Source organism: Serratia marcescens, assembly GCF_029846115.1.
GTDB lineage: Bacteria > Pseudomonadota > Gammaproteobacteria > Enterobacterales > Enterobacteriaceae > Serratia > Serratia marcescens_L.
In genome coordinates this window covers 1866536-1890541 of the sequence record NZ_JARVZZ010000001.1, presented here as the reverse complement: position 1 = coordinate 1890541, position 24006 = coordinate 1866536, and the positions used below count along the sequence as shown (strand labels likewise).

The window sequence follows — 24006 nt, the reverse complement described above, 5'->3', positions numbered from 1 at the left end:
TCCACCTCCTTTTAAAGCGTCCCCCCGGAGCTATCTCCGGGGGTAAGTTCTATCGAGACTTCTCCCATTGCAGAACAGCGCTGATGGCAGCCGGCAATACCGTCAGGGTAAATAGGGTGGCAACGAATAGCCCACCAATAATGGCATAGGCCATAGGCCCCCAAAATACCTGATGCGCGATAGGTATCATCCCTAATATTGCTGCACAAGCCGTCAAGAGTATCGGTCTGGAACGATGCAGTGACGCCTCGACGATCGCCTCAGTATTATCTGCACCTTGCGCCCTGTTTATTTCCACTTCTTCAATAAGGATCACGGCATTGCGGATAATCATCCCCGCCAACGCAATCACGCCAAGAATCGCGACAAACCCCATTGGCGTTCCGGTGGGTAACATAGCGGCGACAACGCCAATCAAACCGAAGGGGGCAATCAACAGCGCCAGCATCATGCGTGAGAAACTACGCAACTGCACCATCAGCAAGATCAGCATCACCAATAAGGTCACTGGCAGAACCGCGAATACGGAACGGTTGCCTTTCATGGCTTCAATGACGCTTCCCCCCTCGGTAATGTGATATCCCGGAGGCAGACTTTTGCGTAATTCATCGACAACAGGCGCCAAACTCTTGGATACGCCGGACGCATTCAGCCCTGGCGCAATATCCGTTTGCACCGTAATGAAAGGCTCTCGTTGCCGCCGCCACTGAATAGGTTCGGCCAACGTATAGCCTATCGTTGCGATCTGCTTTAATGGCACAACGCGCCCATCTGCCGTCGTTAATTGCAAATCCGCGACGGTTTCAATGTCTCTCCGCGTATTTTCCGAAGCCCGCAATACCACGTTAACCTGGCGGTTTCTGTCCCTGATCGTCGTTACAGCGGACCCCGAATACATTTCAGCAAGAGCGCTGGCGACATCCTGAGAGCTTAATCCCAAGGCCCTCGCTTCCGTCTGATTAAGCGTTATATAGAGTTCTCGTTGCGGTTCTCCCGCAGTAAGGTTGACCTCTCTTGTCTGCGGGTTGTCACCCAATTTCCCCGCCAACTCCATGGATATCTCACGGATTTTGGTCAGATCCGGGCCGGAAACGCGATATTTCAACGGCCAACCTACCGGGGGCCCCAGCTCCAACGGCGAAGCACGCGTAACAAGATGGCCGAAATCTTTTTGCAGAATTTTTTCAAGCCTGGACTTCACGGCATCGCGCTCTTCAAGTCCCTTGGTGACCACAACCAATTGAGCGATATTTTCGTTATCAAGCAACAGGTCCATCGGCAAATAAAACCGCACGGCACCCGAGCCAACGTACGTCGTAAAATGATCAATATCGGGATCCTTCTTGAGGATTTCCTCCAAGCGAATGGCTTCCCTCGCCGTATCTTCCTGCACGGCATTTCTCGGCAGAGTCAGACTGACGAGCAACTCCGGCCTGTCAGAAGCGGGAAAGAACTCCTCTTCCATGTGCGAGGATCCGATAAAAGCAATAGCCAGCAACAGAACCGCCACGATGCCGGTCATCCCTCGGCGCTTAAGGATATATCGCAATGTACTTTCGTACTTTTGCATGACTTTACCTTTACCGTGGGCGTGTTCCTTCATCACCTTAGGTAAAAGCCACACGCCTATCAGCGGTGAAAAAAGTACGGCAACAATCCAGGAGTTGATGAGTGAAATCAGCACCACCATGAACAGAGAATAACAGTACTCCCCCGCACTCGACGTTGCGAAACCAACCGGGATAAAACCGGCGATCATGACCAATGTACCGGTCAGCATCGGGAAAGCCGTCGTCGTCCAGGCTTTTGTCGCCGCCTTTTTGACAGGGTCTCCTTTCTCCAGACGCGACATCATGATCTCTACTGTGATCATGGCATCATCGACCAGCAACCCCAGCGCAATAATTAATGCACCAAGGGAGATGCGCTGTATGCCTATGCCGGCAATTTCCATGCCGATAAACGTCATGGCCAGCACCAGCGGAATGGATGCTGCAACCACTAACCCGGCACGAGTGCCTAATGACAAGAAAGACACAGCCAGCACAATGACGACCGCCTCAAGGAGCACTTTCATAAAGCTCCCCACCGCGTCATGCACCACCGTCGACTGATCGGCCACTTTCAGCACGTTGATACCCGCAGGCAAGCGGCTGGAGATATCATCCATCTTTTCGTTAAGCGCTTTGCCGAAATCCAGCATATTGCCTGTCGGGGCCATGGAGATGGCCAGGCCAATCGCCGACTCCCCGTTAACTCTGAAGGCCGGCGTCGGCGGATCGACCGCCTCGCGAGAGATAGTCGCAATATCCGTCAGAGGAACGAATTTATCCTGAATATGCAGTGTCAGCTGTTTGAGGCTTTCTTCCGATGCGAAAGCGCCGCTGACTCTCAACATGACTTTATCTTTGTCGGTTCTGATTTCTCCCGCCGGAGTCACGGCGTTTTGCGCGCTGATGGCGTTCTTGATTTGGTCGAGCGTCAGCCCCATACCCGCAATTTTCTGCGGTGAGAATGATAAGATGACCTGCTCTTCTTTTACGCCCAGCAGGTTCACTTTCCCAACATCCGGCAGCGTTAAGACGTCCGTGCGAACCTTGTCAACCAGATCGCGCAGTTCGCGCTCGCTGAATCCTTCACGCGTAAAGCCATAGATGGTGCCGTAGGTATCATCAAATTCATCGTTGACGGCAGGTGAACTGACGCCGGCAGGAAGCTGAGGGGAAACGTCCTTTATTTTTTTCCTGACCGTATACCACAGTTCCTTCACTTTCTCCGGCGGCGTATTATCACGCAGATAGATAAAAATAACCGACTCGCCGGGCCGGCTGTAACTCTCCAAATAATCAAGATAAGGAACTTCCTGAAGTTTCTTCTCCAACGGGTCGGTCACGAAATTGACGGTATCCTCCACAGAGGCCCCAGGCCAACTCGCGGAAACCACCGCCGTTTTAATGGTAAACGCCGGATCCTCGTTGCGCGGCAAGTTGTAATAGCTCATCACCCCGGCAATGGTGATAACCAACATAAAAAAGGCAACCAGTTGCTGATTGGCAAGCGCCCAGGCAGACAGGTTAAACTTCTCGGGTTCAGAGGCATTCATCAGAATTTATCCTCCAAACTCACTTTCTCCCCAGGCCGTAACTTGCTCACGCCGGCGATCACCACCTTGTCGCCAGGTTTGAGGCCATCAGCAATAAACACGTCCTCGGAGCTATAGCGAATAACGTTAACTTTGCGCAACGCCAAGGTTGATGTATCCGATTGAACGATTAAAACGGCAGGATCCGCGCCATCACGGGTCGTCGCAGACGCCGGCAGAACAAACGCTGCCTGCCCCGGGATCACGATACTTCCCTGCACCGTCGCGCCCAAAGCCATTTTCTCTGGAGGGTTCGACAGCGAGACTCTGACTCGCCAGGTCCGCGTCTGCTTATCCGCCTGTGGATTCACATCTCGGATCACGCCCTCAGTCACGACGGAAGGATCGGAAAGCAGCGCAATCTTGACTTTATCATCGGACAAATTGCTGTACAAAATTGCTTCTGGAACGTCAAATACGGCATCCACTCCCTGATTGAGTGAGAGCGTGATAACCCCTTGCCCTGCGCTGACAGTTTGTCCAGGATTCAGATTTACCGAAGTCACTACGCCATCTGAAGGCGCAACCAGACGGGTGAAACCCAATTGCTCCTGAGCGATTTTCAAATTCGATTGAGCAGAGACGCGTTTTGCCGCTGCGACTTCAAGATTGACCTTCGCTTCATCAACCTGAGCCTGCGCGATAGCACCGGTTTTGATCAATGATTGCAGCCTCCTGAAATTGAGAGCAGCCAGGCGCTCTGAAGAAACGGCACCGGCCAGTTCGGCCTGTGCACTGCGCACCTGATTCTCGTTATTCCTGGGCTCCAAAGTCGCGATCGTTTGCCCCGCCTTTAGCTTGTCCCCCACATCGACTGGCCGGCTGAGGAGCCGGCCGTCAATGCGAAACGAGAGCTGAGATTCCTCGTGGGGGCGAATTTCTCCGGTATGCTTTATCAAAACTCCGCCAACCGGATTATCGACGACAAGCGTTCGTACGGAACGTGTAGGCACCTCCTGTGTCTTTGCTTTATCATCACATCCCGCCAAAAAAACGCACAGGGGAATAATAAACAGTTTCCAATATTGAAATAGAAACACGCTCTTGACCGTACTTATTAACCTGAACAAACCTACTGACATAAGACATTCTCCTGATAGTCTGTCGAAGAATTAAACCTTTTTTATGTGCAGATTTAGTCCATGTTTTTTCAAGGAATCATCAAGACTCTATTTTCATTGGAAGAATTAGTTGAAATAGCATCCCACCGTCAGGATGATTCTGAGCACTGAGACTGCCGCCGTGCTCGCGGCTTATCGCTATGGCGATAGAAAGACCGAGTCCACTTCCCCCCAGATTTCTCGACCGCGAGCTCTCCTCCCGGGAAAAACGTTCGAACATCAAGGGTAAAAATGCTTCACTGACACCCGGCCCATAATCGCGAAAACCGACGACAACTCCATCATTAGAATGATTAACGGTGACGGTCAGTTTCTTTCCGGAATGTGCGTAGCGCATTGCATTTTTTATGATAATCGTAAAAACTTGTCCAATTCGGAACGGATCGACATAGACGAAGACAGGAGTCGTATATTCAAATTCAATCGTGAAACTTTCCTGAAAAGCTTCCGCCTTTTGCCATTGCAAACGTTCCTGAATCAAATCGCACAGATTCACATTGTATTTTTCTAATGATAACGCCCCGGCTTGCGACAACGACAGCATTTGAAGATCATCAATAAGGCGATTTAGGCTGGTCAATGGCTGCATGACCAGATTTAACTGATGCTTATCCGGCTCAAACACGCCATCCATAATGCCCTGAAGGCGTGCGATTGAAGCCGTTAACGGTGAACGTAATTCATGCGCCATGGCAATATGAGAAGCACGTAACTCCCCTTCATAATAAGTCAGCTTTTTAGTCATCTCATTGAAATCGTGAGTTAGAGTAAGAAGTTCTTCCGGCGCTTTCTCTTCTAGTTTTGCTTGCACAGAGAAATCTCCCTCCGCGACTTTTTTCGCGGCAGTGACCAGGTAGGAAAATTGCTTCGCCAACGGCCGCGACATATAAAGCCCCAGTAAGACCATGAGAGGAATGGCGACAACAACCAAAATAGCCAGCATAATCCAATCCCCCGACGTGATCGACGGATTAGCAAAATCAATGCCATACCAATAGTGAAAAAGGCTATAAAATCTGTATAAATCTTCATTGGGATTATCAAGCAACCGCAGGAACTCTTTTCGGACATCTGCCGGCATTTCATGATATAAAACCCAAGCGCTATAAATGGCATAGCGCAACCACATACAGAGTGCAATAATAACAATCACCCCGACAGATTGGGAAATTACCCTCACACAAATCCACTTCCAAAGCGAAACTCTTTTGTTTTTTTTATTCATTTATTCCAATACCTGTAGCCCATCGCTCTAACGGTCAGCAGTACATCATCCACCCCTACCGAGTTGAGTTTTTTGCGCAAGTTATAAATATGCGTATCGACAACCCGCTCAAATGCATCACTGTCCGGCAAACACATATTTAACAATGTTTGGCGGGAAAACGCTCTTTTTGGCGCACGCATTAGCACAGATAACAGTAAAAATTCAGTCGGCGTGAGATCCACTGCAATTTTAATGTTTTCGGCAGGGCAGACGTGAACCAGCATCGCCTCTTCATCAAGTTGTACCGGGCCACAAATAATAAGCTCAGATTTTATATTTAAAGCAGTCGCTCTTCTCAGCACAGCATGAACCCGAGCAACGACCTCTCCCGGGTTATAGGGTTTCACGATGTAATCATCAACACCGTGCCTCAACGAGGAGATCTTATCCTGAATCTCCCCGATTGCCGTCACCATGATGACCGGCACATCGCTTTTTCTACGCACACGTGCCAATATTTCATTTCCATTTATTCCTGGCAGCATGACGTCTAATAAAACCAAGTCAGGTTGCCAAGAAAAAACCATCTCGAGCCCTTTAACGCCATCGCCTACTTTGGCAACAGCAAAGCACTCTCTTTTTAGATAAGCTTCCAGGACTTCTGCAGCATGCATATCGTCCTCAATGATTAAAATTCTTTTTTCTTCCATATATTAACCTGCTCTTCAGTCACGCTAACCAAGTAAAAACAATATAATAAAGCTTAGCACTTTTTTATTTAAAGAATAAACAAAAAACGAAGATAGTACATATCAGGCGATTAAAAATAAAGTCATCGCCACTTCATTCAAAATCAGCCCGGCAAAGAATACGATGCAATAACATTAAAATTCAAATAGTTATCAATGGGAAGGCATTAACCACAAAATAAAAGAACAGAAATTGATAACATCTTGACAAAGTTAAGCAATAATCGAGATTTCAATAGCGCCAACAGGTGAAGATATAGGGAGAAGATGCAATGGAAATGAGCAAAGTTGAACAGTCAAGAATATTTATTAATAGCGTTATCAATCTGTTAGAAATGTATCTTAGGCAACCGGTAAACATCATCAACCTGATTGATAAAACTGGATATTCCAGATGGTATGTCCAACGTAAGTTCTGCGCTTTGGCCGGCATATCGATGAAATCTTATATCAGATCTAGGAAAATGACAGAGGCGGCGAAAATGATTTTATCTACAGACAGGAAGATCATAGATATTGCACTTGAATATGGTTATCTGGAACAGCAGGCTTTCTGTCGCATCTTTAAAAGCCACTATGGCGTTTCCCCTACGATGTTTCGCAAAATGAATACGCCGCGTGAAGATATTTGGATATCGGCGAAAACGATACTTGTAAAATTCACAAACGATGAGAAATAAAATCGAGGACGCAACGAAGTTACAGCACGTTGTCAGCGATGAATAAAATTAGAACATGATTAATCAACCCATGTTTATGATAAAAGACCGAAAAACACATTATTTTTATTTAGGATACCTTTTTTCCGAACAATCAGTTCAGTAGACTGGCTATATCTAGAGCCAATGAATAACTTTCCTTAATGATACAATCAACTACATTTTTCTGTCGCCAGCCAAACGCGATCTTATTCTCTTAGTCCCAACCCGGTGGTTTTCTCAAATATATCGTGGTGTGACTGTATTTTAGGATTCTTTTGCTTTCTCGAATGTCTGGAATATGGAGATGGTGCCGATAATAGGAGTCGAACCTACGACCTTCGCATTACGAATGCGCTGCTCTACCAACTGAGCTATATCGGCATTGAGCCGGGCCTGCGGGGCAAGCCGGAAGTGCGTTGAACAAGGTAGACCTGTGCACGAAATGAGTCAATAGCCGCCGGGGCGTTTGGTTGTTTTGCAAGCAGCCACACTGCCCCACGTTGACCCTTCCAAAAAAATCAGGGCACAGCACGCTGCGCCCTGACGTCTTTACTACCGCAATGCGGCCTTAGCTGCGCACCAGATCGTCGCCGTAGCCGATCCACTTGTAGGTGGTCAGCGCGTCCAGGCCCATCGGGCCGCGGGCGTGCAGTTTCTGGGTGCTTACCGCCACTTCCGCGCCCAGGCCGAACTGGCCGCCGTCGGTGAAGCGGGTGCTGGCGTTGACGTACACCGCCGAGGAGTCCACCGCGCGCACGAAGTGCTCGGCGCTGCTCAGCGAACGGGTGAGGATCGCGTCGGAGTGATTGGTGCCGTGGGTGCGGATGTGGTCGATGGCCTGATCGATATCGTCCACCAGCAACACGTTCAGATCCAGCGACAGCCATTCGTCGTCGTAATCTTCCGCGTTCACCGGCACCACCGTCGCCGGGCCGCCCTGCAGCAGCAGCAGCGCGTTTTCCGCCGCGTGCAACGTCACGCCCACCGCCGCCATTTTGGCGCTCAGCGCCGGCAGGAACTCGGCGGCGATGCTGCGGTTCACCAGCAGCGTCTCCAGCGAGTTACAGGCGCTCGGGCGCTGGATTTTGGCGTTTTCAATCACCGTCAGCGCCTTGTCGAAGTCGACGTCGGCATCCACGTAGGTGTGGCACACGCCGATGCCGCCGGTGATCACCGGGATGGTCGATTGCTCGCGGCACAGCTTGTGCAGGCCGGCGCCGCCGCGCGGGATCAGCATGTCGACATAGCGATCCAGGCGCAGCAGTTCGTTCACCAGCGCGCGATCCGGGCTGTCGATCGCCTGCACCGCCGCCGCCGGCAGGCCGCACTGTTCCAGCGCCTGCTGGATCACTTTCACCGTCGCCTGGTTGGTATTATGCGTCTCTTTACCGCCGCGCAGGATCACCGCGTTGCCGGTTTTCAGGCACAGGCTGGCGACGTCGATGGTGACGTTCGGCCGCGCCTCGTAAATCACGCCAATCACGCCGAGCGGCACCCGGCGGCGCTCCAGCTTCAGCCCGCTGTCCAGCAGGTTGCCGTCCAGCACGTGGCCGACCGGATCGTTCAGGCGGCATACCTGGCGCACGTCGTTGGCGATCGCCGCCAGCCGCGCCGGGGTCAACAGCAGGCGATCGAGCAGCGCTTCGCTCATGCCGGTGGCGCGCGCCTGCGCCATGTCTTGTTCGTTCGCCAGCAGGATCGCTTCGCTGTTGGCTTCCAGCCTGTCGGCCATCACCGACAGCACCTGATTCTTCTTCGCCGTGCTCAGCACCGCCAGCTGCCAGGAGGCCTGCTTGGCGGCCTTCCCCATCTGCTCCAGCATGCTCACTCCTTAACTGACAATCATATCGTCGCGGTGCACTGCCACCGGACCGTATTCATAACCGAGGATCTCGCTGATTTCCTGCGAGTGGTGCCCGGCGATCATGCGCATCGCGTCGCTGTTGTAGCGGCTGACGCCGTGCGCCAGATCGCGCCCCGCCAGGTTGCGGATGCGGATCACTTCGCCGCGCGAGAAGTCGCCCTTCACTTCGCGGATGCCCTTCGGCAACAGCGAGCTGCCGCGCGCCATCATCGCTTCTACCGCGCCGTCGTCGACGGTGATCTCGCCGGCCGGCGGTGCGCCGAAGATCCAGCGCTTGCGATTTTCCAGCGGAGTTTCCAGCGCGTGGAAACGGGTGCCCACCGGTTTGCCTTCGATCACGTCCGCCACCACGCCCGGCTTGCTGCCCGCGGCGATCACCACGTCGATGCCGGCGCGGCAGGCCACGTCGGCCGCCTGCAGCTTGGTGCCCATGCCGCCGGTGCCCAGGCCGGAGACGCTGTCGCCGGCGATGGCGCGCAGCGCGTCGTCGATGCCGTGCACTTCACGGATCAGTTCGGCCTGCGGGTTGTTGCGCGGATCGGCGGTGTAGAGGCCCTGCTGATCGGTCAGCAGCAGCAGTTTGTCGGCCCCGGCCAGAATGGCCGCCAGCGCCGACAGGTTATCGTTGTCGCCCACCTTGATTTCGGCGGTGGCGACGGCGTCGTTCTCATTGATTACCGGCACGATGCGGTTGTCCAGCAGCGCCGTCATGGTGTCGCGCGCATTGAGGAAGCGCTCGCGGTCTTCCAGATCGGCGCGCGTCAGCAGCATCTGCCCGACGTGGATGCCGTAAATGGAGAACAGCTGTTCCCACAGCTGGATCAGCCGGCTCTGCCCTACCGCCGCCAGCAGCTGCTTGGAAGCGATGGTGGCGGGCAGCTCGGGGTAGCCCAGGTGTTCGCGCCCGGCGGCGATGGCGCCGGAGGTGACGATGACGATGCGGTGGCCCGCGGCGTGTTGCTGCGCGCACTGGCGCACCAATTCGACGATGTGGGCGCGGTTCAGACGCAGCGATCCGCCGGTCAACACGCTGGTGCCCAATTTCACAACCAATGTCTGGCTGCCGTTCATAGTATTTCTGCCGTGTAATATACCCGTCATCTTTCAAGCCGCAGCGTTGTTGGCTGCACGCACTCCCCCCAGTCACTTACCTCAGTAAGCTCCTGGGAATTCCTGCGCTTGCCGCCTAGCCGCAACTCGAAAGCTATAGGGTATGATGAGAATAAGGGTGCAAAGGTCTTTGTAACAGGAGAGACGCGTTATGCCAACAGGCACAACGCGAAATCAGCACAATACGTGGTCAAACGGGGTCAGGCGGAGAGTTTGATCAGTTTTTCTTTGAAATCGTCAGCGGGTTCCAGCCCCAGTTCCATGGTCGCCAGCAGCTCACCCAGGCGGCGATGGAAGTCGCGCAGGGTGTCTTCCAGCTTGGCGTTCACTTCATCATCCTTAATGTTTTGCGCCGTCCAGTCGCCTTCCTTGTCGAACAGGCCGAATTGGTACGAATAGGTGAAGCGCGCCTCTTCCGCCTGCAGCTCCATCCACCAGCCCCAGAACTCACGCTTCTCCGGAGCGGGCTTTACATTGACGCAGACGGCCAAACAATCAAAGAAAAAACGGTCGTTTTCACATTGCCCTTCACGCAGGTACGGCCCCAAGCTGGCAAAACGTTTCATTAGTCGGCTTTTAGGGTGACCACTCGGTAACGTCATTCTCTAACCTCCTCAATGTAGACCACTCTTTTTAACAAACTGTTAAAATTTAGCAACTAATTAACGCATTTTATCCTTCAGCCAGCCGGACATCTGCAGCAACGCCCGGTGGAAGCTGTCATAAACCGGGGTGCGCGGGATGGCGACCAGCTTGCCGCTCACCGAGGAGGTGACGATCAGCTGCGACTCCTCTTTCGGGCTGAGCGTATCGCGCTCCCAGTAGCCGGAGATCATCGGCGTCGGGCAACGGCGCCCCAGCAGCCCCTGCATTTTCAGCGAGTAGCTGTTCAGCTCCACCTTCAGCACGTTGTCCGAGGCGTTAGCCATGCCCATGCGGCTGGCCAGCACGTCCATATACATGTCCGGCACGTTCAGCTGGGTGCTGCTGTCGCACAGCAGGCGATGCACCACCGGCCCCAGGCAGGCTACGCCGCGCAGCCGCTGCGGCTCCAGGTAGGCCAGCCGCACTGCCACGTTGGCGCCGAAACGGAAGCCGAAGGCGCTCACCCGCTGATGATCTACCCACGGCACCGAGGCCAGCTGGATCAGCACCTGCTGGTGCAGGTAGCTGGAGTCCTGCGTCAGCTTCCATTTGCAGGAGGAACCGATCGACGGCATATCGAGCGTCAGCATGGCGATGCCGTGCGGCGCCAGGTAGTCACGGAACAGGCGGTGGTAGTCGGTCTGCAGCGTGTCGAGGCTGCCGCACATCAGCACCGTCGGGAACGGCGCCTCGCCCTTCTCCGGCATGTGCAGGAAGCCGGTGACGCTGGCGCCGCCTTCGATGCGAAACTCCAGCTCTTTCAGCTGATACGGCAGCAGCATCGCCGCCTCTTCGTAAGCGCGGTTGGCGAGCATCTCCGCCTGTTCGGCCAGCTCGTCGCCCTTCAGGTGCGGGTAACCGGCGATGCTGTACAGGCTCGCGGCCTTCAGCCAGTATTCGCCGCCGAGCAGCGGATCCTGCTGTTCCGTCGCCCGCTGCTGCCACTGCATACCCTGATGGATCCACTCGTAGATCCAGTTGCCGTTGCGGTAGCCCACCACGGTATCCAGCCGCTGCGGATTGCTGCGCTCGGCGTCGGAGGCGGCGATGCGCGCCAGCACTTCGTGGATTTCGATCGGGCTGACGCCGCGCCAGGCCCACAGCAGCGGATTCAGCATGCGGTACCAGTTGCCGGTAGTGTCGCCTTCCAATGCGGAATGCATGGCGGCGCTCACTTTGTTGCGCGCGCGCAGCACCAGCGTCGAGGTTTCAGGGTGTTTGAATTTGGGCTTGAAAAGAATTTCAGAAAGGTTGGCCTGTGCCATGGTAACAACAGCCTCCGTAAATCTGGCGATAGGCCGCAAAAGGCCTACTTAACTGGAGGTAGTGTACCTAACTCTGGCGGGATAAACCAAGATAACGCAAACGCCCGGCATAACCGGGCGTTGACTTGGAGCTGGCTGGGCTTAACGGCCGCCGATCGGCGGAACAAAGCTGACGCCCATGTCCCACGGCTGTTCGATCCAGGTATCCTGCGGGATGTCGACCACGTAGTCGTCCACCAGCGGACGGCCCGCCGGTTTGGCGAAGATGGTGACGAAATGCGCTTTCGGGTACATATCTCGGATCGCTTTCGCGGTGCCGCCGGTATCCACCAGATCGTCCACGACGATGAAGCCTTCACCGTCGCCTTCGGCGCGCTTGAGCACTTTCATTTCGCGCTGGTTGTCATGGTCGTAGCTGGAAATGCAGACGGTATCCACATGACGGATGCCCAATTCGCGCGCCAGCAGAGCCGCCGGCACCAGGCCGCCGCGGCTTACGGCAATGATGCCCGTCCATTTGTCGGCAGGCAGCAGGCGGTGCGCCAGCTTGCGTGCGTGCATCTGCAGCATATCCCAGGTAACAACGTATTTTTCGCTCATAGAATCGTGTCCCAGCCGGCTGGTGAAGCGGCTTACTTTATAGTTCAGGGGAAAAAAGGTTGCGCGAGATTATAGAGACTGACCGCGTTGAATTCCAGTTGTACCGAGGAAAACCTCGCGATTTCCGCCATGCGGCTTTTCGGTGATTGATGCTGAAAAAGCGAACATTCCCGCAGCGAAGCCGTGTGCTCAAGCGCTTAAACCGCACAATACGGTGCGCGCACCGCCGGAAATAAAGTGATATTCTCTGGTGATCGTGCCACGACGCACAGATACCCGCTCACCTCAACCGCGCGGCACGCCCGTCCTGTCGGAGCCTGCCGTCACAGGAGACTTATAGTGTCTGAATTGTCTCAGCTTTCGCCACAGCCGCTGTGGGATATTTTCGCCAAGATCTGTTCTATCCCGCATCCTTCTTATCATGAAGAAGCGCTGGCGCAGCACATCCTCACCTGGGCCAAAGAAAAGAACCTGCACGCCGAGCGCGATCAGGTCGGCAATATCCTGCTGCGCAAGCCGGCCACCAAAGGCATGGAAAACCGCAAGCCGGTCGCGCTGCAGGCGCACCTGGACATGGTGCCGCAAAAGAATAACGACACCGTACACGACTTCGCCAAGGATCCGATCCAGCCTTATATCGCCGGCGAGTGGGTGAAAGCGCGCGGCACCACGCTGGGCGCCGACAACGGCATCGGCATGGCCTCCGCCCTGGCGGTGCTGGCCGACGACAGCGTTGAGCACGGCCCGCTGGAAGTGCTGCTGACCATGACCGAAGAAGCAGGCATGGACGGCGCCTTCGGGCTGCAGCCGAACTGGCTGCAGGCGGACATCCTGATCAATACCGACTCCGAAGAAGAAGGCGAAATCTACATGGGTTGCGCCGGTGGTATCGACTTCATCACTACCCTGCCGCTGCAGCGCGAAGCGGTGCCGGCCGGTTACCAAACCCTGAAGCTGACCCTCAAGGGCCTGAAAGGCGGCCACTCCGGCGCCGAGATCCACGTCGGGCTGGGCAATGCCAACAAGCTGCTGGCACGCTTCCTGTTCGCCCATGCGGCGGCGCTGAACCTGCGCGTGCTGGATCTGAACGGCGGCACCCTGCGCAACGCCATCCCGCGTGAAGCCTCCGCGGTGGTTGCGGTGCCGACAGACAAGGCCGACGCGCTGAAAGCGCTGAGCCAGGAGTTTCTGACCGTGCTGCAGAACGAACTTTCCGCCAAAGAGAAGAACATCACCGTGCTGCTGGAGCCGACCACCAGCGCTTCGCAGGCGCTGAGCGCCGACAGCCAGCAGCGCTTCCTGGCGCTGCTGAACGGCACGCCGAACGGCGTGATCCGCATGAGCGACGCGGTGAAAGGCGTGGTGGAAACCTCGCTGAACGTCGGCGTGGTCACCACCAGCGAAAACGAAGCGGAAATCATCTGCCTGATCCGCTCCCTGATCGACAGCGGCAAAGACTACGTGGTCGAGATGCTGACCGCGCTGGGCCAGCTGGCCGGCGCCAAAGTGGCGCCGAAGGGCGGCTACCCGGGCTGGCAGCCGGATGCCGACTCGCCGGTGATGCACCTGGTGCGCGAGCTGTATCAGGATCTGTTCGACAAGACGCCGAACATCATGGTGATCCACGCTGGTCTGGAATGCGGTCTGTTCAAAAAGCCGTATCCAAACATGGACATGGTATCGATCGGGCCCACCATCACCGGCCCGCACTCGCCGGATGAGCAGGTGCATATCGAAAGCGTCGGTCTGTACTGGAAGCTGCTGACCTCGCTGCTGAAAGCGATCCCTGAGCGCGCGTAAGCTGCGCGCTTAACGCAAAAAGCCGGCGAGTCGCCGGCTTTTTTATTCCCAAGGCAGCGCCAACTGCCGCTCCAACTGCGGATCGAGCAGCGTCACATGCAGCCCCACCAGCCGCACGCCACGCCCTTCGCGCCGCTCGCGCCACGCCTGCCGCGCCACCTCCAGCAAATCCTGCCGATTCAACACCGGGAACACGTGCTCCTGGGTGGTTTGCTGAAAATCCTGAAACTTCAGCTTCACGCCCTGCCGGGCGATGTGCAGATCCGGTTTGACCTTGCGCAGCCGCATCTCCAGCTCGGGATAGAGTTTGTCGATAATCAGCGTTTCGCAGTCTTCCCAGTCGTGAATATCTTCCGCCAGCGTGCGCTCCACCCCCACCGATTTGCGCAGCCGCTCAGGAGAGATTTCGCGCCTATCGATGCCCTGACACCGCTCCCACAGCACCCGGCCGAACTTGCCGAAGCGCTTGAGCAACTGCGCCAAATCGTATTGCTGCACGTCGGCGCAGGTGATAAGCCCCACGTCCTCCAGCCGCTTGGCGGTCACCTTGCCGACGCCGGGGATCTTGCTGAGCGGCAGCTGTTGCAAAAACGCCGGCACCTGCGGCGGCGTGATCACGTACTGCCCGTTCGGCTTGTTCATCTCGGAGGCGATTTTGGCAAGAAACTTGATTGGCGCGATACCGGCCGACGCGGTGAGGTTCAGCTCGTCGGCGATAGCCTGGCGGATTTCCTGGGCGATCAGCGTCGCCGAACCGTTGCATTGCGGGCTGTCGGTCACGTCAAGATAGGCCTCGTCGAGCGACAGCGGCTCGATCAACGGGGTATAGCGAGCGAAGATTTCGCGGATGTGCAGCGAGGCCTCTTTGTAGGCCGCCATGCGCCCCGGCAGCAGGGTGAGATGCGGGCACAGCTTGAGCGCCATCGCCGTGGACATGGCGCTGTGCACGCCGTAGCGCCGCGCCGGGTAGTTGGCGGTGCTGATCACCCCACGCCGATCGGCGCTGCCGCCAATCGCCAGCGGGATATCGCGCAGGCTGGGATCGTCGCGCATTTCCACCGCCGCGAAGAAGCAGTCCATATCGACATGAATGATTTTACGCATCGCACCCTCCAGTAACACTGTATAAGTATACAGTCAGATACCGAAAGCTCAAGGCCGCAGGGTTTGATGAAAGCGCCGTTTCCGCCAGATATTTCCGCGTTGTTAAAAAAGCTTAATTTTTCAATAGTATGATTTCCGTATCCCGTGCGGCTCACCACAACGATAATGACAAGGTACCCTACATGATCAGATTTTCTCATTGGCTGCTGGCTTCCGCGCTATCCCTTAGCGCACTGGCGGCCAGCGCCGCCACCGGTCACGCGCCGGCGATCGTCGCCCACCGCGGCGGCACCGCCGATGCGCCGGAGAACACCCGCATCGCCATCGAAACCGCGCTGAAAAACGGCGCCGACGCCATCTGGATCACCCTGCAAGCATCCAAAGACGGCGTCATCGTGCTGTATCGCCCTTCGGATCTGAAAACATTGACCAACCGGCAGGGCCCGGTTTCTGCCTATACCGCCGCGCAGCTGGCCGAGACCGACGCCGGCTGGGCCTTCGCCAGGGGGGATGCGCATCCGTTCCGCGGCCAGGGTATCGGCATTCCCCGGCTCGACGACGTGCTTAAAGCTTTTCCTCACGTCACCTTTTATCTGGACATCAAATCCCCGGACGCCGATCCGGCGCAGTTTGGCCAGGCGCTGCTGGCGACGCTGGAAAGCACCGACAGCCTGAACCGCACCCGCGTCTACTCCACCGACGCCAAATACCTGCAGGCGCTGCCGCCGGCTATCCCACGCTTCGAAAGCCGCGACGAGACCCGCACGCTGCTGGCTAACGTCACCATGGCGCACCAGTGCGACGTCAAACCGGACAACCGGCAGCCGCGCTGGTACGGGCTGGAGTTGAAGCGCGAGGTGGAAGTGGTGGAGAAATATACCCTCGGCGAAGGGCGTTCGAAGGCATTTCTCACCTGGGATAAAGAGTCGATGGACTGCTTCCGCTCGCAGGGCCCGGCGCACATCATCCTGTTCGGCGTCAACTCGCCGCAAGAGTACCAGCAGGCGCTGGCGCTGGGCGCCGACGGCGTGATGGTCAACTCACCGGCCGAGGCGAAAAGCTTCCGCAAGGCGAAATAACAATAGAACACCGGAGAAAATCTGAGGAAATGGGGATACTCACGCTCCCCAATGAAGGGAATTTCTCCGGAATTTCACGATCAATCAATATTAATATTTTATTTTTTATCAATTAAATATATTAAAAATAAAACGTATAGCCACATAATATTCGGCGCATAAATATCCTCTTCTCATAATGCGATAAACGTCTATTTTTCGAACAAAACATCACCATTAGTGACGACAATACTCTAGGATCTGGCCATCTTTGGAAACACGCCAACAATCAGTCTTTCTTAGACTTTTCTAAATAGCACCTCCACTCATCTAAATAGCTCTACGGGTATCAACATATGTTATGGCATCGGAGGGCTAGAGAATAATGGAATGATTTAAAAGGAATTATATGTCGATAACTTTTAACAAACTTTGGGAAAAACATCCTCAAATCAATGGGGATGAGTATCCATGCCGCACTGCCCATGGTGATAAAGCCTTTGATGATCAGTGTGCTATACGCATCGGTGCAGCTTTGGTTCATTGTGGGTATAATGTCAGTAAATTGTCAGGCGTGAACTTTTGTTGATTACACAAGAAAAGTGAGGGCCATATTTTGCGTGCTGAAGAACTGGCAAATGCATTAGCACGAACACCGATACCGGGGCTAGGATGCATGGTAAAAGTCACACCCAACCAGTTTGAGCGGGTGCTGAAAGGCAAAACCGGCATTATCTTTTTTAAAGATTACTGGCAGCGAGGGAATGAAAACTTTCGCAATCGCTCGGGAGATCATATAGATCTGTGGAATGGTTCTCGTTTAACCACACTATCGAGCTATTTTCGTATTCAATGGGGGCTTTCTTGGGATGGACGTTTTAGCGATTTCTTTAAATCAAAAGAAGTCTGGTTCTGGCAGGTGATATGAAACGGATAGCAGCAATTATTGCCGGTGCGATAATAGGTATCGGCCTCATGCTCCTGGCTTTTCCCTTTCTCTCAGACTGGATTATTGGCCACGTTGAGGGCGAGGATCAGATGTCGGCTAACTTCGAGTTGCTGGCGATTGGCCTAGTGTTGTGCTGTTTCGTGGGAGGTTCACTCGGCAACCTAGCCTATTCCAAATAGCAAATAACCCCTCATAAATGAATGCGGTAACATATTTTTGAACACTGATGCCTTACATCGATACGAAAAGCTTCCGCAAGGCGAAATAAATAACCGACTAACGGCATAAGGCGGTTCGACAAACTCGCCTTATGCCTGTCTGACTTTCAACGCCCATTAGTGGACAGGAACCACCTGGATGGTGCCATTTTCATTGCGTACACTAAACCCTGCCCCAAATAGCCGGGCGGCAGGCTCAAGACCTTTACTTCGTTTATCCCGCGACAACAGCGTCACCGATACCCCGTAAGACTTCCCGTCTTCGAATTTATAGTTATCGTCGGGAATACACGTAGCCGCAGTGACCACAGGCATCTCGTTATCCGCGAAGTTCTTGCCGAAGATAGCGTTGGCGTTGCCGATTTCTTCGATAATGACACCGGCCAACCGCTCGTCCCCTTCCGGTTGAACCCGCACGCAAACGTGGTTCTCAACCACAGTGACGTTGGCCGCGTAGTTCTTTGGCCTCGGATCGTTCATGTGCATGCAGCCGGCAAGCAGCAAAGTCAGCGTTCCAGCCAAAAAAATGCGGTTCATCCTGTTACCTCTGCTTAAGAAACTGAGAAAGCGCATATTCGTATTTTCTGGCGATCGTTTTATCCGTTACGCCCTGAAAATTCGCGCCATTGTTAATCGCGCACAGCCCAACTTTCATACGCCTTTCGGCTAAGGCCCAAATAAAAAACCCGGCCAAGGCCGGGTTTTCGCTACAGCTACAGAATGCGGTGTTTGTCCAACTGCTCGCGCCGCTGTGCCGCTTTGGCTTCGCGCTTTTTGCGCGCATCGCACGGCTCTGGGCAGTCGCAGACTTTCTCCATCCCCAATGCGGTGATGCCGCCGCAGCTGCCCTGCAGGCTTTTGCGTTTGAACACGTAACCCAGCGACATCCCGCCGACGATCAGCAGGAACAACACGAAGGTGGCGGCGAATACCGTCAGCATAGCAACCTCACGAACGCTTTTTCAGGTAGGGTTTGAACGCGTCCGAATAGCGCTCCTCAAACCCGTCGGCGGTTTTCACGATCATGAACACCGGGATGCCAAGCAGATTGGCCAGCGCCAGGCCGCGCTCCGGCCCCATCACGTTCAGGCCGGTGGACAGGCCGTCGGCGGTCATACAGGTCGGGCTCAGCACGGTGATCGACACCAAACGGTGGTTGATCGGCCGGCCGGTGATCGGATCGATGGTGTGCGAATAGCGCACCCCGTCCTGCTCGAAGTAGTTGCGATAGTCACCCGAGGTGGCGATCGACATCTGCCCCGGTTGGATCACCAGCTGCGCCTGCTGCTGCGCGCCGGCGGTCGGGCGCTCGATGGCGATGCGCCACGGCTTTTGCTCGCCGTTATGCCCGCGCGTGCGCACCTCACCGCCGATATCCACCATGTAGTTTTGCACGTGTTGCGATTGCAGATACTCCGCCACCACGTCCACGCCGTATCCTTTGGCGATCGACGACAGGTCGACATACAGCTCGGGGATGCTTTTCACCAGCGCGCTGCCCTGCACCGCCAGTTTATCGGCACCGGTCCAGGCGCGACGGTGCGCCAGCTCCGCCTCGCTCGGCACTTTATCCGGCCGCCCTTCCGGGCCGAAGCCCCACAGGTTGACCAGCGGCCCGACGGTCACGTCCAGCGCGCCATCGGTCACGCGGTTGATGCGCAGCGCTTCGCGCACCACCTCGGCGGTCGCCGGCGAAACAGGGAACGGCCGGTCAATGTCGCGGCTGGCGTTGAAGCGGCTCAGCTCGGAATCCGGCCGGTAGGTGGACATCTGGTCGTTCACCTGCTCCAGCCGTTTGTCGATCTCCGCCTGCATCTCGCGCGCCGACGGCGTATCGTCGCCGGTCACGTAACGGATCGAATACGAGGTGCCCATGGTTTTACCCGTCAGGTCCACCTGCTCCGGCCCGCAGCCGGTCAGCAGCAGGGTGGCGCTCAGCGCCACGCCCGTCAGCCAGTTCTTCATCGCCAATGCGCGCATTTAGCCACCAAAGTCATCCAGCATGATGTTTTCGTCTTCGACGCCCAGATCTTTCAGCATCTTGATCACCGCAGCGTTCATCATCGGCGGCCCGCACATGTAAAACTCGCAGTCCTCCGGCGCCGGGTGATTCCTCAGGTAGTTCTCCAGCAGAACATTATGGATAAAGCCGGTGTAGCCGGTCCAGTTATCTTCCGGCTGCGGATCCGACAGCGCCACGTGCCAGGTGAAGTTGTCGTTCTCCGCCTGCAGCTGGTTGAAGTCGTCTTCATAGAACATCTCGCGCAGCGAACGCGCGCCGTACCAGAAGGTGATCTTGCGCTTCGAGTTCAGGCGCTTGAGCTGATCGAAGATGTGCGAACGCATCGGCGCCATGCCCGCGCCGCCGCCGATGAAGATCATTTCGGCGTCGGTCTCCTTGGCGAAGAACTCGCCGAACGGCCCGGAGATCGTCACCTTGTCACCCGCCTTCAGCGACCAGATATAGGAAGACATGATGCCCGGCGGCACGTCCGGGTTGTTCGGCGGCGGCGTGGCGATACGCACGTTGAGCATGATGATGCCCTTCTCTTCCGGGTAGTTGGCCATCGAGTAGGCGCGCACCGTGGTGTCGTTCACCGTCGAGCGGTAGCGGAACAGGTTGAACTTGTCCCAGTCGCCGCGATACTCCTGCGGCACGTCGAAGTCGGCGTAGCTGATGTCGTGCGCCGGGGCTTCGATCTGGATGAAGCCGCCCGCGCGGAACGGCACGTCTTCGCCATCGGGGATCTTCAGCTTCAGCTCTTTGATAAAGGTGGCTTTGTTATCGTTGGAGATAACCTCGCACTCCCATTTCTTCACGCCGAAGATCTCTTCCGGCAGCTCGATCTTCAGGTTCTGCTTCACGTTCACCTGGCACGCCAGGCGGCAACCCTCTTTCGCTTCGCGCTTGTTGATGTGCGAGAGCTCGGTCGGCAGGATATCGCCGCCGCCCTCTTTGATCACCACCCGGCACTGGCCGCAGGAACCGCCGCCGCCGCAGGCCGAGGAGACGAAAATCCCCTGGCTGGAGAGCACGTTAAGCAGCTTGTCGCCCGCCGGCGCATGGAAGCTCTTATCCAGATCGCCGTTGATCTCCACCGCGATGTCGCCGGTGTTCACCAGCTTCGATTTGGCGAACAGGATCAGCAATACCAACACCATCACGATGGTGGTGAACATTGCTACGCCTAAAATAATTTCCATAAATTCTTCCCGCCTTTACAACTGAACACCGGAGAAGGACATGAAGCCCAGCGCCATCAGTCCGGTGGTGATAAAGGTAATGCCCAGGCCGCGCAGTCCCGCCGGCACGTTGGCATACTTGAGTTTTTCGCGGATCCCCGCCATGGCGACGATCGCCAGCATCCAGCCGGTGCCGGAACCAAAGCCGTACACCACCGATTCAGCAAAGTTGTAGTCGCGCTGCACCATGAAGGACACGCCGCCGAAGATGGCGCAGTTCACGGTGATGAGCGGCAGGAAGATGCCGAGCGCGTTATACAGCGACGGGAAGAAGCGATCGAGGATCATCTCCAAAATCTGCACCAGCGCCGCGATCACGCCGATGAAGGTGATGAAGTTGAGGAAGCTCAGATCGACGCCTTCCACCAGCGCACCGTCACGCAGGATCAGGTTGTAGACCAGGTTGTTCACCGGCACCGAAATGCCGAGCACGATGGTCACCGCAATGCCCAGGCCAAAGGCGGTCGAGACCTTCTTCGAGACCGCCAGGAAGGTACACATCCCGAGGAAGAACGCCAGCGCCATGTTCTCGACGAACACCGCGCGCACAAACAGGCTGATATAGTGTTCCATCGGCCTTTACTCCTTTTCGATCTGCGCCGGCTTCAAGGTGCGCAGCACCCAGATCAGCAGGCCGATGATGAAGAACGCGCTCGGCGCCAGCAGGAACAGGCCGTTCGGCTGATACCAGCCGCCGTTCTGCACCGTTTCCAGCACCGGGACGCCGAACAGCTTGCCGGAGCCAATCAGCTCGCGCAGGAAACCGACCAGCACCAGGATCACCCCGTAGCCCAGCCCGTTGCCGATGCCGTCCATAAAGCTCTCGATCGGCGGCGACTTCATGGCGTAAGCCTCGGCGCGCCCCATCACGATACAGTTGGTGATGATAAGGCCGACGAACACCGACAGCTGCTTGGAGATCTCGAACGCATAGGCGCGCAACAGCTGATCGACCACGATCACCAGCGAGGCGATGATCGCCATCTGCACGATGATGCGCACGCTGTTGGGAATATGGTGACGGATCAGCGAGATGAAGAAGCTGGAGAACGCCGTGACCAGCGTCACCGCAATGGTCATCACCACCGCCGTCTCCAGCTTGGTGGTCACCGCCAACGCAGAACAGACGCCCAACACCTGCAGGGCGATCGGGTTATTGTCGAACAGCGGCCCCAGTAGGACCCGCTTTATCTCTTTGGAATCAGCCATTTTTCAGCGCTCCTTCACGAACTTTTTTCAGGAACGGGCCGAAGCCGTGCTCGCCCAACCAGAAATCAAACGTATGCTGCACGCCGTTGGAGGTCAGCGTGGCGCCGGACAGGCCGTCCACCCCGTGCACATCCCCCTGACGCGCGCCGCCTTTCACCACGCGGATCGCCGGCTGGCCGTTATCGTCAAACAGCTGTTTGCCGACCCACTGCTGGCGCCAGGACGGGTTCTCGACCTCACCGCCCAGCCCCGGGGTTTCCCCCTGGTCGTAGTAGGTGATGCCCTTGACCGTGTTGCCATCGTTATCCAACGCCACGAAGGCGTACATCATCGACCACAGGCCGGTGCCGTATACCGGCAGCACAATCTTGTTCACCTGGCCGCTTTCATCGCGCACCAGGTAGATTTCCGCCTGATTGCTGCGGCGCTTGATGCCGGCCGGATCGTCGCCCGCCGCCAGCGCCACGCTTTTGGCGTCGTCGCGCAGCGCGGCGCCCAGATCGAACGTCGCCGCCTTGCCGGCGACAAACTCGCCGCTGTTGAGATCCACCAGGCGCGGTTCGATGCGCTCGCTGTACAGATGCTTGACCTGCTCGCTCTCCATTTTCGGCTGCAACAGGCCGGCTACATCGAGAATATTGCGCTGCTTGTCGAGCAGCTTTTGCTCCTGCTGTTTGGACTTCAGGCCGACGGCGGAGCCCGCCACCACCACTGAACACACCAGACACAGCAGCAGCACTACCAGCAGCGTTTTACCGATGCCGTCGTTTTTCGCTTCATTCGCCACGGGCTTTTCTCCGCTTGATGTTGGCCTGCACCACCAGATAATCGAACAGCGGTGCGAACAGGTTGGCGAACAGGATCGCCAGCATCATGCCTTCCGGATAGGCGGGGTTGACCACCCGAATCAGCACGCACATCACGCCGATCAGAATGCCGTACCACCATTTCCCCTTGTTGGTGAAGGAGGCGGAAACTGGGTCGGTCGCCATAAAGATCATGCCGAAGGCGAAACCGCCCAGCACCAGATGCCAGTGCCACGGCATGGCGAACATCGGGTTGGTATCGGAACCGATGGCGTTGAACAACAGGGCGGAAGCCACCATGCCGAGCATTACGCCGGCGACGATGCGCCAGGAGGCCACGCGGCCGAACAGGATAATCGCCCCGCCGATCAGGATCATCAGCGTGGAGACTTCCCCGATGGAGCCAGGAATGTTGCCGAGGAAGGCGTCCATCCAGCTGATGGACTGGCCGGTGGCCACGTTGCTCAGGCTGTGCGCCCCGCCTGCGCTCCACTGCGCCAGCGGCGTCGCGCCGGAGAAACCGTCCGCAGAGGTCCACACCAGATCGCCGGAGATCTGCGCCGGATAGGCGAAGAACAGGAAGGCGCGGCCGGCCAACGCCGGGTTGAGGAAGTTGCGCCCGGTGCCGCCGAAGATCTCTTTGGCCACCACCACGCCGAAAGTGATGCCCAGCGCCGCCTGCCACAGCGGCAGGGTCGGCGGTACGATCAGCGCGAACAGGATAGAGGTGACGAAGAAGCCTTCGTTGACCTCATGCTTGCGGATAATGGCGAACAGCACTTCCCAGAAGCCGCCGACGACGAACACCACGGCGTAGATCGGCAGGAAGTAACAGGCGCCCAGCACCATCTTGCTGACCCAGCCGGCGTCGGCCGCCAGCGAGGCGCCGAGCCACTGCGCCAGGCGATAATGCCAGTCGCCCGCCAGCACCTGTTGCAGCTCGTCGCCGCTGTACAGATGGTGCAGCGCCGGGATCGCCTGCTGGCCGACGTTGTACATGCCCCAGAACATCGTCGGGAACACTGCCAGCCACACCAGGATCATCATGCGTTTCAAATCGATGGCGTCGCGCACGTGCGAAGCGCCGCGCGTCACCGTGCCGGGGGTATAAAACACCGTGGTGGTTGCTTCATACAGCGGGTACCACTTTTCCAGTTTGCCGCCCGGCGTGAAGTGATGCTCTATCTTCTCAAAATAATTCTTCAGGCCCATCGG

Annotated in this window: 21 protein-coding genes, 1 tRNA gene and 1 pseudogene; 4 read left to right on the top strand and 19 right to left on the bottom strand. The window is 56.4% G+C overall.

Going from position 1 to position 24006, the window contains the following annotated elements:
• Positions 1 to 49: 49 nt before the first annotated feature.
• From QDT79_RS08720 to QDT79_RS08705, 4 genes are all read right to left on the bottom strand, one after another.
• Entirely contained in the window at positions 50 to 3103 is a 3054-nt protein-coding gene (locus tag QDT79_RS08720; protein ID WP_308316399.1) for an efflux RND transporter permease subunit, read from the bottom strand.
• A complete protein-coding gene (locus QDT79_RS08715; RefSeq protein WP_308316398.1) occupies positions 3103 to 4224 on the bottom strand; it encodes an efflux RND transporter periplasmic adaptor subunit in 1122 nt (373 codons plus the stop codon). Before QDT79_RS08715 ends, QDT79_RS08720 begins: the two co-directional genes overlap by 1 nt.
• Positions 4225 to 4303: 79 nt before the next feature.
• On the bottom strand, positions 4304 to 5488 hold the full coding sequence (locus QDT79_RS08710) for an ATP-binding protein (protein WP_308316397.1): 1185 nt from the start codon (positions 5486 to 5488) through the stop codon (positions 4304 to 4306).
• Positions 5485 to 6180 (bottom strand): response regulator, encoded by a 696-nt coding sequence (locus QDT79_RS08705; protein WP_308316396.1) that lies wholly within the window; start codon positions 6178 to 6180, stop codon positions 5485 to 5487. Before QDT79_RS08705 ends, QDT79_RS08710 begins: the two co-directional genes overlap by 4 nt.
• A 311-nt stretch (positions 6181 to 6491) precedes the next feature.
• Here QDT79_RS08705 and QDT79_RS08700 point away from each other — a divergent pair, with 311 nt between their 5' ends.
• Positions 6492 to 6899, top strand: a complete 408-nt coding sequence (locus tag QDT79_RS08700) for a helix-turn-helix domain-containing protein (RefSeq protein WP_308316395.1) — start codon at positions 6492 to 6494, stop codon at positions 6897 to 6899.
• A 326-nt stretch (positions 6900 to 7225) separates the two neighbouring features.
• Here QDT79_RS08700 and QDT79_RS08695 read toward each other — a convergent pair.
• From QDT79_RS08695 to gpt, 6 genes are all read right to left on the bottom strand, one after another.
• Positions 7226 to 7301: transfer RNA gene (locus tag QDT79_RS08695), tRNA-Thr, on the bottom strand.
• A 187-nt stretch (positions 7302 to 7488) separates the two neighbouring features.
• Positions 7489 to 8742: a glutamate-5-semialdehyde dehydrogenase gene (gene proA, locus QDT79_RS08690; protein WP_165384403.1), complete on the bottom strand. Its 1254-nt coding sequence runs from the start codon at positions 8740 to 8742 to the stop codon at positions 7489 to 7491.
• Between the two features lie 9 nt (positions 8743 to 8751).
• The gene (gene proB / locus QDT79_RS08685; protein WP_015376738.1) at positions 8752 to 9855 is read right to left on the bottom strand and encodes a glutamate 5-kinase; all 1104 of its coding nucleotides are present in this window, start codon (positions 9853 to 9855) and stop codon (positions 8752 to 8754) included.
• A gap of 239 nt (positions 9856 to 10094) precedes the next feature.
• Complete coding sequence (gene crl / locus QDT79_RS08680; protein ID WP_004930258.1) at positions 10095 to 10496, bottom strand: sigma factor-binding protein Crl; 402 nt, start codon at positions 10494 to 10496, stop codon at positions 10095 to 10097.
• A 60-nt stretch (positions 10497 to 10556) separates the two neighbouring features.
• Complete coding sequence (gene frsA / locus QDT79_RS08675; RefSeq protein ID WP_063990839.1) at positions 10557 to 11804, bottom strand: esterase FrsA; 1248 nt, start codon at positions 11802 to 11804, stop codon at positions 10557 to 10559.
• A gap of 141 nt (positions 11805 to 11945) precedes the next feature.
• The gene (gene gpt / locus QDT79_RS08670; RefSeq protein ID WP_033637215.1) at positions 11946 to 12404 is read right to left on the bottom strand and encodes a xanthine phosphoribosyltransferase; all 459 of its coding nucleotides are present in this window, start codon (positions 12402 to 12404) and stop codon (positions 11946 to 11948) included.
• 339 nt (positions 12405 to 12743) lie between these two features.
• On the opposite strand from gpt, the gene pepD reads away from it, so the two are divergent.
• Positions 12744 to 14204 carry a beta-Ala-His dipeptidase gene (gene pepD, locus QDT79_RS08665; protein ID WP_308316394.1) on the top strand — a complete coding sequence of 487 codons (1461 nt, stop codon included), beginning with the start codon at positions 12744 to 12746 and terminating at the stop codon, positions 14202 to 14204.
• A 42-nt stretch (positions 14205 to 14246) separates the two neighbouring features.
• Here pepD and dinB read toward each other — a convergent pair whose 3' ends face one another.
• A complete protein-coding gene (dinB, locus tag QDT79_RS08660) occupies positions 14247 to 15308 on the bottom strand; it encodes a DNA polymerase IV (RefSeq protein WP_308316393.1) in 1062 nt (353 codons plus the stop codon).
• 182 nt (positions 15309 to 15490) lie between these two features.
• On the opposite strand from dinB, the gene QDT79_RS08655 reads away from it, so the two are divergent.
• A complete protein-coding gene (locus tag QDT79_RS08655; RefSeq protein WP_063990836.1) occupies positions 15491 to 16387 on the top strand; it encodes a glycerophosphodiester phosphodiesterase family protein in 897 nt (298 codons plus the stop codon).
• Between the two features lie 583 nt (positions 16388 to 16970).
• Positions 16971 to 17294 (top strand): annotated as a pseudogene (locus QDT79_RS08650) (T6SS effector amidase Tae4 family protein); the annotation flags it as partial.
• Positions 17295 to 17650: 356 nt separating this feature from the next.
• On the opposite strand, the gene QDT79_RS08645 reads toward QDT79_RS08650, so the two are convergent.
• The 8 genes from QDT79_RS08645 to QDT79_RS08610 all read right to left on the bottom strand — a co-directional run bounded on the left by QDT79_RS08645 (position 17651) and on the right by QDT79_RS08610 (position 24003).
• Complete coding sequence (locus QDT79_RS08645) at positions 17651 to 18070, bottom strand: putative T6SS immunity periplasmic lipoprotein (protein WP_149559423.1); 420 nt, start codon at positions 18068 to 18070, stop codon at positions 17651 to 17653.
• Between the two features lie 176 nt (positions 18071 to 18246).
• Positions 18247 to 18474, bottom strand: coding sequence for a (Na+)-NQR maturation NqrM (gene nqrM, locus QDT79_RS08640; protein WP_004930244.1), 228 nt, complete (start codon positions 18472 to 18474; stop codon positions 18247 to 18249).
• A gap of 7 nt (positions 18475 to 18481) precedes the next feature.
• Positions 18482 to 19513, bottom strand: coding sequence for an FAD:protein FMN transferase (locus QDT79_RS08635; protein WP_063990834.1), 1032 nt, complete (start codon positions 19511 to 19513; stop codon positions 18482 to 18484).
• A complete protein-coding gene (nqrF, locus tag QDT79_RS08630; RefSeq protein WP_033637209.1) occupies positions 19514 to 20737 on the bottom strand; it encodes an NADH:ubiquinone reductase (Na(+)-transporting) subunit F in 1224 nt (407 codons plus the stop codon).
• A gap of 15 nt (positions 20738 to 20752) precedes the next feature.
• Positions 20753 to 21349, bottom strand: coding sequence for an NADH:ubiquinone reductase (Na(+)-transporting) subunit E (gene nqrE, locus QDT79_RS08625; protein WP_004930235.1), 597 nt, complete (start codon positions 21347 to 21349; stop codon positions 20753 to 20755).
• 6 nt (positions 21350 to 21355) lie between these two features.
• Positions 21356 to 21985: an NADH:ubiquinone reductase (Na(+)-transporting) subunit D gene (locus QDT79_RS08620; protein WP_004930232.1), complete on the bottom strand. Its 630-nt coding sequence runs from the start codon at positions 21983 to 21985 to the stop codon at positions 21356 to 21358.
• Positions 21978 to 22772 carry a Na(+)-translocating NADH-quinone reductase subunit C gene (locus QDT79_RS08615; protein WP_130018568.1) on the bottom strand — a complete coding sequence of 265 codons (795 nt, stop codon included), beginning with the start codon at positions 22770 to 22772 and terminating at the stop codon, positions 21978 to 21980. Before QDT79_RS08615 ends, QDT79_RS08620 begins: the two co-directional genes overlap by 8 nt.
• Positions 22762 to 24003: an NADH:ubiquinone reductase (Na(+)-transporting) subunit B gene (locus QDT79_RS08610; protein WP_063990831.1), complete on the bottom strand. Its 1242-nt coding sequence runs from the start codon at positions 24001 to 24003 to the stop codon at positions 22762 to 22764. The genes QDT79_RS08615 and QDT79_RS08610 overlap by 11 nt, the downstream gene beginning before the upstream one ends.
• Between the last annotated feature and the right edge of the window lie 3 nt (positions 24004 to 24006).